Annotated in this window: 3 protein-coding genes and 2 tRNA genes; 1 reads left to right on the forward strand and 4 read right to left on the reverse strand. The window is 38.8% G+C overall.

Features of this window, described 5'->3' with window-relative positions:
* Positions 1 to 38: 38 nt before the first annotated feature.
* From RCZ04_RS05220 to RCZ04_RS05235, 4 genes are all read right to left on the reverse strand, one after another.
* Positions 39 to 11,894, reverse strand: a complete 11,856-nt coding sequence (locus RCZ04_RS05220) for a T9SS type B sorting domain-containing protein (protein ID WP_460484904.1) — start codon at positions 11,892 to 11,894, stop codon at positions 39 to 41.
* 497 nt (positions 11,895 to 12,391) lie between these two features.
* Positions 12,392 to 12,464: transfer RNA gene (locus RCZ04_RS05225), tRNA-Met, on the reverse strand.
* A 70-nt stretch (positions 12,465 to 12,534) separates the two neighbouring features.
* Positions 12,535 to 13,644 carry a type III PLP-dependent enzyme domain-containing protein gene (gene alr, locus RCZ04_RS05230; protein WP_460484905.1) on the reverse strand — a complete coding sequence of 370 codons (1,110 nt, stop codon included), beginning with the start codon at positions 13,642 to 13,644 and terminating at the stop codon, positions 12,535 to 12,537.
* Entirely contained in the window at positions 13,641 to 14,408 is a 768-nt protein-coding gene (locus tag RCZ04_RS05235; RefSeq protein ID WP_460484906.1) for an enoyl-CoA hydratase/isomerase family protein, read from the reverse strand. Before RCZ04_RS05235 ends, alr begins: the two co-directional genes overlap by 4 nt.
* 89 nt (positions 14,409 to 14,497) lie before the next feature.
* On the opposite strand from RCZ04_RS05235, the gene RCZ04_RS05240 reads away from it, so the two are divergent.
* Positions 14,498 to 14,571, forward strand: a tRNA-Ala gene (locus RCZ04_RS05240).
* The last annotated feature ends 126 nt before the right edge of the window (positions 14,572 to 14,697 follow it).

Raw genomic sequence — 14,697 nt, forward strand, 5'->3', positions numbered from 1 at the left:
CTGAACAGCTCTTTTTAGTTATGGAGAAACTTTATTAATTATCGGTATAATGTAAAGTTACCGTAGAACTCACGTTTGTCGTATAGCTCATCATTCACCTCAATGATATACCAGTAGTCACCTGCTGGTAAGCTACGACCGTCGTAAGTACCGTCCCAACCTTCTCCTGATTTAAGCAGTGCTACACGTCTACCATAGCGGTCGAAGATGTAGAAGCGGGCATTCACGTTGTTGTCTAAGTTCTTAGGTTTCCACACATCGTTAAGACCGTCGCCATCTGGGGTAAAGAAGTTAGGTACTTCAATGTCGAGATATTCTTTTTCTATCGTCATTGTACGTACACAACCTTGGGCATCTTCCACCTTCACGTCTATAATCTTAATACGTCTACCATTGTCTATTCGTTCAGGGTCATTATGTTTAAGCTTGTACACACGGTTATCACCGCTTTCCACTCCGTTGAAATAGTAAGTATAACCCTTCACTGTGCTGGTTACTCCACCTGTAGCTATCACTTCTATCGTATTGAGAGTAGTATTAGTTACCTGACTGAGTACAAGCGGAGTGATTTGGTCTACCGTAAAGGTCTTGCTTGTTGTACAGTATCCTGTGATAGGAGCAACTGCAGTGTAATGTATGTGAATAGTTTGAGTGCGAGTTGTTCTATCAAAGTTATCGATGTAAGCTATATTACCTACCGTACGAGTAAAGGCTGTACGACTTGCCGTACCGTTAAGACTATAAGTTATCTTAGAGTAATCAACTTCTGTATTTCTGAAGCGTACTACCAAATGGTCTACATAGTTATTAGTATTCATTTCGCAAGTACCTTCTTGTTCCACGTAGCTTATAGCTATATCAGGGAATTCTTCTACAGTAAAGCTGAGTGTCTTAGTCATCGTACACTTATTAGTATCTTGTATCACTACTTGGTAATAAGTGTTCTTAGGTGATGGAGCTAATCCTGAGAAGGTTTCTGATGAACCTGCTGTCACTCCTGAACGTCCGTCTATTCTCTGGTTATTATCAGCTCTTACGATATTTACTGTATAAGAACCTGTACCTCCTGCGATATTGTGAACCGTTACACTACCTCTATTCTCACCATAGCAAGTAAAGAAGGTTGAGTTTATTTCATCAATATCAGCAGTTATAGGTTGCGGATTCGTAAAGGTATAGCTTCCTGCTACGGTTACCGAACAGTTCTTAGCATCTACTATATCCACACGGTAAGTACCTGGTTCAATACCTGTAAAGGTAGCTTCATTATCATTAGTAGCTATTTCAGGTAAATCACTTCCTGTAGCCGATGTTCTTACCAAAATATAGTGGTAAGGACGTGCTCCTCCTGTTACACCTGTTACCTTAAGAGTACCGTCGTTAGCATCAATACAACTGATAGGTGTAGTTGTCACCGAAATAGTAGAGGTATTGATACCGCTATATGGGTCGATAGTTACACTTAAAGTACCTGTAGCTGTTGCACAACCTAAAGCATCGGTTACTGAAATGATATAGCTACCTGCGTCTAAACCACCAAACTCAATACCTGGAGCACCTGCTCTCACATTAGTCTGTACGTGTGGAGTACCACCACCTGCAGGAGTAAGCGTTACGGTAAAGGTTTCTTGACCTCCTACTACTGTTAAGGCTGCTACCCCATTTCGGTTGCTACAATCCACTGATACTTTTTGTCGAGCATCTCTTACTTCTATCTCAGCAGGGTTAGAAGGAATAGTAAAGCGTGTTTTTGGTACTTTACAACCTACTCCGTTCACCGTTACTTCAATATCATAAGAACCACCTTTCAAGTTCACAGTAAAGCTACGTGTACCTGCTGCTATCGTTCCCGATGTAGAGGTAGCTACTGTAGCGCCCACTGAGGTAATGGTATAAGTATATCCATTAGTTGATTGGTCACCGTTAGAAAGGTCAGTATCCACTAATCCGAGTGTGATAGAACCATTGTCGTTATGGCAAACTGCTCTCACAGGGTTGGTCGATTCTACAGCAAAAGTATTAGGTTGTCTGATACTGTGTACTCCTGTAATGCTACAACCTGTAGTTTCATTAATTACTTCTATTGTATAATTGCTATTACCAAAGCCACTTGAACCTGTAAGTGGTACGCTAAGAGTTGTAGCGGTAGTAGAAGTAATGGCCACAAAGCCGTTATCAGTACCTCTAATAGTATAGCGTAATGGAGTGCCTGCTATATAAGTAGGCGTTACCGTTAAGCTAATATTTATCACTTCGTCCACCACACAAGTTACTGAGGTAGTTGTGGTAATACTCATTGAGGTAAGAGCAAAGGCTGGAGCTACAGTTACACTGGCTGTATTGGTGCTACAAGTGCCTGAAGCATCTTTTATACTTACGTAGAAGCTACCACCGTTAAGGTTTGGTAAGGTATATTCAGTACCTGTACCCAAACTATTACCTGTCCCGTCAAAGAACTCAGTAGTGTAAGGTGGAATACCTCCTCGTATCTTAGTCACATCTACGGTTACTTTTGGTGTAGACATTCCTGCACCGCCCTCACATACATATTGAGTAGCTGAAAGAACATCTGCATCAAAGCTCAATGGCTCTGGTGAGGTAAGTATTGTTTCTACCATTGCGGTACAACCCGTACTATTAGTAACAGTTATCTGGTATCTCACTCCTTGAGTAGTACCTCTTAGTTGCGTAAAGGTAGCGTTATGAGTTCCTGCTGTCGAAGGAGTAGCTGTCACTGTTATATTATTACCAGTAGTCAAGTCGATAGCACTTGTAATTCTAAAGGTATAAGTATCACTGTCGGTAGGTAAAGCTACATCTATGCTTCCAGTAGGCGTAGCAGTAAGACCTAAGTTACATTTTTCGTTATATCCTTGAACTACTATGGTTGATGGGTCGATAGGTGTTGGGTCTACCACTTGTACTTCTTTCACGATAGGACAATCAACAGTCTCAGCATCAAAGATACTAATACGGTAAGTAGCTGCTTCTGTTGGGTTGGTAATCGTTACCACACCACCTGCTGGCAAGGCTACATTCTCTCTGATAATTTCACCTGCTATTGAACCATTATCCAAACGTTCTAAAGTATAGCTATACACACCTGTACCTCCTGTAGCTACTACTGTAATTTCAGCAGTAGGAGTAGCACAAGTCTTCACTTTGCTCACTGTAGCAGTAGCTGTAATAATAGCTGTTGTGCTAAATGTTGTACTCGTAGCACAACCATTCACATCTTTCACTACAATAGTGTGATTTACCAATGGGTCTACTTCCACCTCAAAGGCTTGGTTAGCTACTGTCCATACCACTGGGTGATCAGCGCTACCATCTAAAGTGTAATAGTGGTTACCTTGTCCTATTTGGTTGAGTGTTACTCTCACTGGTATCTTACCAGCCGTATTGTTATAAGCTTGGCAATTCAAGGCAGTAACATTCGATATACTTGGAACATCAAATAATCCTATCGTTACAGCAGCGTGTTGTATACAGCCATATGCATCGCTTACGTACACATCCCAAGAGCCTGCTGGCAAGTTGATGTAAGTTGAAGCTTGTGTAGTGCCTGTCATTACTGCTGGGTTATAAGCAGCTCCTGAGGCTACATAACCATAAGTATAGCTTGCAGTTCCTCCTGTGATATTCAACCACGCTTGTCCGAGTGTATTACAAGAAGCCTTCTGAGTAGCCATAGTGGATACTTGCAATGCTACTGCTGACCGTTTTACTTCAAATGGGAAGGCTTTCACACAACCGGTGTTTTCTGTAAACTCAATATAGTATTTACCTGCTGGTAAGTTACTATTGGTATTTTGAGTAGCGTTAAATGGTGCGGTTACAGCTCCACCTGCACCCACTTGTTGGTGACTGTCTTCTCTGAATATCTTCCAAGTAATAGCTGTAGTACTACCTTGATATCCTGTTAAGGTATAGCTTACTGTACCATCACTACCTCCTGCACATTTCACATTGGCAACTTGCAAAGTAGCCCCCAATGTAGAAGCGGTAGGCGCTGGCATAGTAGCTTGCTGAGTATATCTACAACCTGTTGCTATATTGTATACCACAAACGTATATTGGATACCAGGTGTTAAGTTTGGTATTCTCACAGCTACTCCTGTACCTGAAGCCGTTCCTTTATACCAAATATCAGTACCTCCGTTCAGGTTATTAGTAGTTACTTGCTGTGCTGTAACCGTATTTGGTGGATTCACAATTCCTGGACGATATACAGCAAAGTAAGCATTGGTAGTTGCACTAAAGGTTGTACCATTACTTGCTCTGATAACCATACTACTTGTAGTTGTACAACTTGTTGGTGTCTCAGCAGTGATAGACATCACACTAGAATTAGGATTAATAATAGAGCTAAGTCTGGTCTCACAACTGTTAGCATCGGTAATAGTAATGTCGTAATTACCGTAATCCAAACCAGAGAACACCGCTGGCATATTATTAGATGAGGTTAGAGTTTGTGTACTTTCATAACCATTTAAGCCATTTCTCAAATGTATTACAAATGGTGCAGTACCACCTCCATTGATGAGCGTTACTGTAATAGCTGCCAAATCAGCTGCTGCTGATGTACAACCCATTTGCTTAGTAACAGTAGCTGTAGCAGTAAGTTGTGGTACAGCGTCAATAGTAAAGGCTTGTGTAGCCACACAACCACGGTCATCAGTTAATTCAGCTATATAGTTACCTTGTGCCAAAGCAGTAGGAGTTTGTACAACACCTGCTGTATCCTTCACTACCAAAGTATGCGAAACTGTACCTACATAGTAATCACTTGGCGTAATAGTTACGGAACCATTTGCTTTTCCACAAGTAGCTTTAGTACTGTTAAACGTATTTAAGAAACGTGGTGGGTCACTCAATACGGTGATATAACGTTCGGCAGTACATTCACTACCATCTGGTTTATAGGTTACTTGGAATCTAATAACAGTAGTAGCTGCTACGTTTACTGCTACAGTAGCTTGTGAAGAAGCAGTCGTTATGGTAGTATATGTCACTCCATTATCTACACTGTATTTAAATTCTTTCATTGCTGTTGGAATACCACCTTGTGCTGTAAGAGTGTAGGTTACACTACCTCCTTTACAATCAGCATACTGTTGGGTAGTAGGCGATACCTGTAATGTCAATGGGTCGTATACTTGGGTAGTAACAGTTGTACTACAACCAAATCCATCAGTTATTACAAAAGTATGGTTGCCTGCTGGTAAAGCGTCTGGATATACATAACTATTAGTATTGAACGAATAGATAGCTCCTCCCACACGTTGTACTTTATAATTACCATTACCACTGAGCATTGTGATAACTACTCTCTTCTCGTCTCCTGTTCTATAGCAGTAAGACTGAGGTTCAGCAGTAGCCGAAATAGTAGCTTTATCTTCAATCTCAAAAGTAGTTTCTGTTTTACAGCCATTAGCATCAGTTACTACTAAGCTATAAGTTCCTGCTACAAGATTAGTAAACTCATAAGGGTTAGGCGTTTTAGCTGCTGGTTGAGGAGCACTTAGCGTTCCTGTTACCAATCCTACTTGATACTGATAACCTGGTGTACCTCCTATAGCCGATACTTTTACTTTAGCATTTCCGCCATTGTAGCAAGTTATTTTCTCCATTACTACCGCAGTAGGTACAATAGGAGTAGGTTCTCCAATCTTATAACCTGTTTGCAAGGTAGTAATACAGTTAGGATTATTAGCGTCTTGTACTGCCACCACACCGTTTTGTGTAGCTGATAGTCCTGTGATAGTAAATACTCCTTGTGCATCAATAGTAGTGGTTGTCCAAACTGCTTGATGAGGGTCTACTGAATATCTAATAGTATTAGAAGCTGGATTAATAACTCTAATACGTACTTCTCCGTCATTAGCTCCTATACAAGATACATTCTTTTCAGTACCGTATTTTTCAATACGCATTTCTTTGAACTTCTCAATATCTACTAACTGAGAAACTTGTGAAGCACAATATTGTGTAGCTTGTGATATCTTAATATTATCAAGAACGTAATCATTGCCTAAATTACCATAGCTTGCTACTGCTGTATTTACAATTCTCACACCAAGTGTTCCATTGGTAAGACCGGTTAATTCAGCTTCGCTAAAGGTAACACTCATATTTGTCCAGCTTGTAGCATTCACAGTACCTACATTCTTACCACGAAGTAGTGATCCATCACTCTTGTAAAGCTCTACACTGAAACGTGGTGCTACTCCTGAAGCACTTGAAATAAGATTCAAGGCATCAAAACTCACTGTAATAGGGGTAAGAGCTGTCGCTCCTGTTATTTGTTTTTGATATGCAGTTTCGTTATTACCATTTCCTGCAATAGCCAAATAGCGTCCTCCCGAAGGATCTGTAGGTGATGATATCCAAGAAGCTTTTGCTCCTACCTGTCTTGTAAGTATGTAATTACCATCGGCTAAATCACCATCTGTTTTACATACCAATCCTGTAGTAGCTCCTGATAAGCACTCATTAGTACCTTTACCAAAATCTTCTACGTACAATACATTAGGTGTAGTAGCTGTATTCAAAGTTTTATAGTATACCGTGATAGAGTGTGTACCTGATGCTAACCATCTACTGAAGGTATTACCCGCAATAGCTGTTTTACCACCACCATCTACACTATATTCATAGGTTTGACTGGAGGTTGAAGCAATTGTTACGGTTACCATTCCATAACCATTATCACAACGATAGGTAATAGGGTTAGCAACAGTAAGAGTCGGTACGGTTTGTGCAACAATATTCACAGGGATAACAATACGGCAATCCTTGCTGTCTTTCACATACACATTACCTGAACCTCCCATAAAGCCTATGTTATTAGTTCCATAAGTAGCTTCACCATCAAAACTATAGCGGTAAGGAGGAGTGCCTCCTGTTACATTGTTTACCGCTACTTTATACTGGTTGCTTGCATCGCAATCCTTATCGGCAACCACACCTGCATAAGCTCTAAGCGGTGCTTGTGTAGAAGCTATGATAATAGGTTTCTTGATAAATCTACAAGTAGAACCTCCTACTTGAGAAATCATCTCTATTTCATAAGAGCCCGCTGGCAAGCCTGTAAATAATCCTCCTGCGCTGGTACGAGGTGCAGTTGGCTTACGATTGTTATTTTCGTCTAATTCATAAAGTCTAATAGTGCGATTCTGATTTTGACTTCCCGGAGGGAATATCATATTAATATGACCACTATTAGGATTACTTTCACACTCTATTTCTTGAGTTACCGATACCGTAAAGTCGTGCGGACTTGGTGGTGTGATTGTTACTTTGTTAGACAAGGCAAACTTACCGTTGTCCATATCACCTACGATAAACACATATTCACCCACTTGAGTAATGTTTGGTACATCTACATCTACACTCGTTTGGTGAGCCAACTGCAATGCAATAGGTTGTGTAGAAGCAATAGCAGTTTGTTCATCTGCAAATTGTTGTACACCATCTATACTCCAAATGTAGAAACGATAAGTAGGGTTACCTCCTTCTGCTTTGAGTTGTAACTTAGCTGTGTTACAATCTTTCCAACCTTTGAAGGCAGCTGTCATCGTCATCTGGGTAAGTTTGTCTATCGTTACACTACCGTTGTACTCACAACCTGGTATTTGCACTGAGGTAACTTTAATATCATAAGTTCCTTGAGACAAGTTAGGAATGCGGTAATCATTTGTATTGATATTATCAGTTCTGTAGAGCAATCCTCCTTTATAAATTCCTACTCTATAATTCACTCCACTTGCACTCAAGTTCAATTTCACTGAACCTTGTGAGTAGTTAGTCTCGTCTATCTTGTCAGAAAGTGAACCGTTAAGTCCTGCAGTGAATACTTCAAAATAGAAGTTTTCATTACAATCTTTCAAATGTAAGCGATATTTACCCGCTGTATTAGCCACAAATGTAGCGTTAGAGTGCACCGGATTCCAGCAACTATCATCGGTATTACGACAATCAGGTGATGATTCTGTACAACCTCCACTCCATTGTTGCCATTCAAAAGCAGTGCTCTTATAGCTTACTGTTATGTTCTTAGTGTTTCCTTGACACAAGTAGAAATGACTTGTCCAACTACCATCACCAGGACAAGTTACTCCTATATTTTGAGCTTGTGCGCGAATAGGGTCGGTAGTAGATGAAATACCTTGATAGCTGATAGTCTCTACTGTTACTATCGAAACTCCTTCACAAGAATTTGTTTTCTCTACTTTATAAACACCTGGACTGTTTGCTACTATAGATTGTCCAGTTTCACCTGATAATTGATTTCCATCTTTATACCATTGATAACTAGTAAAGCCTCCTATAGCTTCAAAAGTCATCGCACCGCTACCACAGAATGCCTCTTGACGGTTACAGCCCGAAGTATCTACGGTAATAGTCTTAGAGCCTGCTTCTGTCTGTTGATTTCCTGTACAACCTGCAGCGCCTCCTTCGTAGTCTATATTCATAGACGTTTGCAAGTAATTTTCACAAGGCTTCAAAAAGTCATTGCAGTCTCCTACAAGTTTAAGAGGAATGCGAATTACACGAGCAGGGTCTCCTGCTTTAAGTGTAGATTGCAACTGTACACCTCCGGTAGTACCTCCTATCACAAACTGATAGCTCTTAGTAGCATTGTTATAACTACTTTGAGGGAGAGGATTATTCACTGTTCCATCTCCTGCCCCATTAAGGTCAGGGTTACCATTGGTAACTACGGTAGTATTAGCAGGAAGTTTTACATTTATAGTTGCTTTATTAATATTCTCTGAACCGTCGTTCTGGTAAGTAAGCTCATAGTAAAACTCTTGATTAGGCGTTAATTGTGTAACAGCATTTCCTGCTGTATCAACATAACGCTGACTCGTTTTCAGTTTAGTGCCATTAGATTTCACTGTCACAGTGAAAGAACAACTTGTAGTATTCCCTTTCACATCAGAGAATGTATAAGTAACGGTATGAACTCCTATATTAAAATAATATGGTGGTGTATGACTCTTCACAGTAGTGATAGCACCATTACAAGTATTATAAGCCGAAGATTCTCTCCAATTCACTGACTTACCACAAGCTCCTTGATCTGCAAAAACAATAATATCATTAGGACAAGGAGTTCTTAGTAATGGATCTTCATCTTCTGGAGGCATTGTTACAGTAACCGATTTAGTATATACTTTTGCATTACCACAACCTATACCTGGTTTTAAATTATATTCAGCCAAGTAATGAGTAGTTGTGTAAATAGCTTCTGAAAAAGAAGAGCCAGTTTGTAAAGGTGATGATGTTGTTTTTTGACCATTTGCATCAAGTTTAAACCATCTTATATCAAAAATGTGCTCAGATACCCCTAAATAAACAGTAGCTGTATTTCCTTTACAGAAAGGTGCTGGGCGGTCTACTACTAAGTAAGGATCAAAATCACCACTGATATCTATCTCTATATCCTTGTTTACGGTTTGGCAACGATGGATTGTTCTAACCATATAGTGCCCCGTAGGCAAGTTTCTAAATATATGATAATATTGGTTTTGTGACTGTTGATAGGTTGCTTTTTCTATAAAAGTAGTTTGCGTAGAAGTAGCATTGGGTTTAGAATACAATTCATAGGTAACAGGGAAAAATACTTGTTGCCCTGTTAAATCTACTGAAATCATTCCTGAGTTACTACCATTATTACATACTGCAGGGTTCAAAATAGGGTTCATTTTAACCAAATCACCTATAGTAATTTCTCCATAAGCTACTGTATTACCCACATTGGGGGTAGTAGGATCTGTGAGATCATAGAAATTATTATAATTTCCTCCAGTATCGCGCAAGAAAGCTCTATTTCTATAAGAACCCGATAAATTAGTATAAAGTCTATATTTAGCTGGAAGCAAGTTAGAAAACGTACCTTTGTGCCCATATATATAATTATTGTTTCCATTTACCTTTACAGGTTTCCAAGAGCCTCCTCCGTGACCATCTTCTTCATATTTTTCTAAATACACTGCCTCAAAAGTAGAGTTCTTCATATAAGGGCGGCCTAAGTCGTACATTATCTTTCCTACCTCACAATCACGCTCATATTTTAGTTCAGGAGTGTAATGCATTGCAGGCAAGAAGTAATTACGAGTAGAGGTATTACCACAAGCATCTGTTACTGTTATTTTATATTCTCCTGTGGGCAAATTGGTATATCCTTGTTGTACATTTCCAGTACTATTAACTGTCATTTCCAATGGATAAGTTATGGTACGTGTAACAGTACTACTCCAACCGATAGAACCTTGATAGGTAACCGATTTAGTACCATCGGTAGGTTCTACTTTAAATTTTAAAGGAAGATAGAAGTTATTTCCTGTGAAATAAATACCATAGGCACCTGTACCTTCATAGGCACCATAGCCTATACGCACATCTTTCCAAATATTGTCAAGAGGGTTGGTTGTAGTTTGTACTTTATAAAATACATGTACAACAGAAGTACAAACTTTTCTACAACCAATAGGGTCAGTATAAGTAAGCCGGTAATATCCTTCTCCTACTTGATCTACCCCAATATAACCAGATCCCCAACGTGCTTGTCCTGAGCCAGCCGTTCCTATTACCATTTGAACGGTTGTCCAAGGTCCAGCATCGCTATTACTCTTTTCTAATTTAAATTGTGTAATATTAAATTTCGCCACAGGCCAGTCTATATGATACTGATAAGTTCCTCCTCCTCCTGTATTAGGAAAATTTTTATAAGCACTTTGATATACTCCATAAGAGAAAGCTAATTGTTGCTCTATGGTACCACAAGTTCCCGCTTTATGTCTTTTATAGGATTGGTTAACAGTATATAAGACATTAGAAGAAGGGCACGAAGGTGTTAGAATATCATCATTAAATTTTACCCTTTCAACAATAGTGTTATTAGTACCTTTAACAGTGATTTCTATTTCATCACCTTTTTGAATATCATAACCATTAGTAGTTAGATAAAATGCGTTGACATTAAAGGAAGAAGAGATATCTACGGTTTTAGAACGGTTTAAAAAGCGTACTACCGCAGTACCTGGTTTGCTAAAATGGTCTTTTAGCACCTGTCTATCTATATAACGATCTAACCAAACACCATTCTTATCGTGAAATCTAAAACGAAGTCTATATGCATTACAATCGGTCTCACTCCTGTATAGATAACGGTCAGCTGTTTTTATTTCAACACAGTCAAAGCTAAAGGTTTCTGCTGGAATTTGTACACTAGGGAAACGGCGTATTTCACCGCAGTCGCCGTGTACATTGGTAACATCTTTTATCTGTACTTTTATAAGAGTATTCTGTAATATTTTGTGCGCACTGGAACCACGTACCTCTATATATCCATTTCCAGCAGGACGTTGAAAAGTTTGTGTAGGCACCAAAACTTGGTCATTCATATCAAATAAGGTTACCTCAAAAGGACCAATACCTCCATTAGGAATTTGGAACTTTACACCTCCATTACTTTTCCCGCAAACAGGTGCTAGTGCCTGCAAGTTTTGGATATTCATTATCTTGTAATTAGAAGTAACGGTTACCTTTTTTATATCAAGAGTACCATTCTTTTGGTCACGTACTATCACCTCATACTCCCCTGGTTCAAGGTTTCTAAAGGTGTACTGAGCAGGATTCACTCCACTCATTTTCTGCAAACCAGAATCGGTTCCATAACCTTTGAGTTGCACAAAATATCCCGCACCACTGGGATCAGGACAAATGGCTGGTTTGGGCGTTACGGGCTTTGCCTCCACCTTTAATTGCGCATCGGAGTAGCAATTCCCAGGTATAGGCGTTGTCTCTAAGTCTATACATTGAGCTGACGCAACTCCTGCGAACATCAAAAACAAAATTGCTGATAAAAACTTTTTCATTATCATTAGTTATTAAACTATGGTATATAAAACTGCTATTCTTAAAACTAATTGTATATTATGTATACAGAGTTAGTGCGACAAAAGTAATCCTTTTTTTTTAATTACACATCATTAGAGTGTATATTTTTACGTTTTTAAATCAAAAAAAATATAGATTTTTCATTTCCAATATTTTACACTATGTTAAAGTCTTGTTAAAGTTTTACCCAAGTGTGTTTTTAATAATTTTTAAGTGGTAAAAAACTATTCTTTTTGAAGAAATAAATAGAATATTAGATTGACATTCTATCTAACAGATTATATAAAGTATATTAAATCTATAGTGCTAAATTAAATATCACTAATCGCTTTACATAAAAGTGAAGAGACCTTTATTTTTCATAGCGTATTCGTTTCCGTATGCGTTAGCGTATGCGTTTTGTAATTTTTCACTAAAATCAGACATAAAAAAAGAGTGATTTATGAATATAAACCACTCTTTTTCAGTTGTCTAATTTTTGTAGCGGGAACTGGACTCGAACCAGTGACCTTCGGGTTATGAGCCCGACGAGCTACCTACTGCTCTATCCCGCGATTTCTGGGTGCAAAAGTACAACCTTTTTTTTATATAGCAAAATTTTTAATGCTATTTTTCTATACTTTTTTACTCTTCTATATATACTCTTTTGATTCTGTGTGCCATAGAGGTAATAAGTTCATACGAAATTGTACCTGCCGACTCAGCCAATGTCTCAGCTGTATGGTCTTTATCAAATACAATTACCTCATCTCCTTCCTCACAAGCAATATTAGTAACATCTACCAATATCATATCCATACACACATTACCTATAATAGGGGCTTTCTTCCCATTGATAAACACAACCCCCTTACCTTTGCCATAAATACGGTTAATACCATCAGCGTGACCTACTGGTATAGTGGCGGTTTTAGTAATATGGTCAGCAATGTAACCGCGATTATAGCCCAAGCTATCTCCCACCTGCAAAGTGTGTATCTGTGAGATAACACTTTTCAGTGCCATAATAGGCGTAAGATATTGCTGTAGCTGAGCATCATTAGCAAAACCGTACATTCCTATGCCACAACGCACCATATCAAACTGAGCGTGAGGGTAATTCAGTATACCTGAAGTATTACATTGGTGGTACAACACTTTATGTGAGAAAGTCTTATTTATCTTTTCTTGGAAAGCTATAAAAGTCTTAATCTGATTTTCAGTAAATTCTTTTTCATTCAAATCCTCTGAAGCTGCTAAATGAGAATAAGCAGTTTTCACCATCACAGTAGGATTATCTTTCAGTAAATTAAGTACTTCACCTATTTCACTTAAATCTAATCCCAATCGATTAAGCCCTGTGTTACATTTAAGATGTACAGGATATTTTACCAAATGATGCTTTTCTGCATACTCTAAAAACAAGCGAGTCATTCGCAAAGAATAAAGAGTAGGCTCTAAATGATATTTTACAATATCATCAAAATTGATATGCTGAGGGTGTAACACCAAGATAGGCAGTGTAATTCCCGCTTCTCGCAACGCAATTCCTTCTGAAGTATAAGCCACTGCAAAGTAATTTGCCAATCCTTTTTTTTGCAAATGCAAAGCGATAGGCACTGAATTATTCCCATAAGAGGAAGCTTTTACCACTGCCAAAAATAAAGTTGTAGGCTTGAGCCTATTTTTTAAGTAATTTACATTCTTTTCTAAGGCGGATAGGTTGATTTCTAAAACGGTTTCTTCTGTTTTCATTTATTCTTCAATTTTTCTAACATTAATCTCGTCTGCTGAGAGAGCACTAATTTTCCTGAAATAGCAGCGTTGTTTATGAGTTCTTGTTCCCAATATTCCGTATGTTGCCAAGTGATACGCTTCATCTCCGATAAAGCCACGGGGTTAGATTTCAACAGCGTAACTATAAAATGGTCAATAGCTTCATCCATATCTTTCGTGTTTTCAAACACACGAGCAATCAGTCCTTTCTGCTGAGCCCAATAAGCACTCTTCCACTGGTCGGGTGCCATAAAAAGCTCGTTGAGTGTTGCCTGTCCTGCTTTGCGCAAGATAGTAGGAGCAATCACAAAAGGACCTATACCCAATGAGAGTTCTGATAGCTTAATACTCACAGCTTCAGTAGCAAACACGTAGTCTAAGGTAGCAAGCAAACCTACCCCTCCGCCAACCGTTTTGCCTTGTGCCCTACCTATGATAAGTTTTTTACAACGGCGCATCGCTAAAAAAAGATGCGCAAACCCCTCAAAAAAGCGTTTACCCTCCTCTTCATTGCTAACGGCTAAAAGCTCATCAAAAGAAGCTCCTGCACAGAAAGCTCCATCGCCTTCGCTCCTAAGGAGTATAACGCTCACCTCATCATTTTCTGAAAGTAAGTCTATTTCTTTAGTAAGCCTATTTAGTAACTCCAAAGGGAAACAGTTAGCATTAGGATGTCCAAAAGTAGTAACAGCCAGTTGTTTATCTATTTTCGTATACAACGAACCTTGCAATCTATCAGTCATTGTTATTATAAATTTATGGCAAAAGTATAACTTTTTTTGTAAATAGGTTTGGTAATTGAAAAAAATATTTTACCTTTGCACTTGCAAACGGGGATGTAGCTCAGTTGGCTAGAGCGTTTGGCTGGCAGCCAAAAGGTCGTGGGTTCGAGCCCCATCTTCTCCACAAGCAAAAAAGATGATTAAAAGTTCTACTTTTAATCATCTTTTCTTTGTTCATCCTTCATCTGCCTAAGTAGCTCACACCGTTTATCTTTCTTCTTTCCTTCATTCATTGTTCATCTGCCTAAGT

Source organism: Capnocytophaga sp. HP1101 (genome assembly GCF_054772415.1).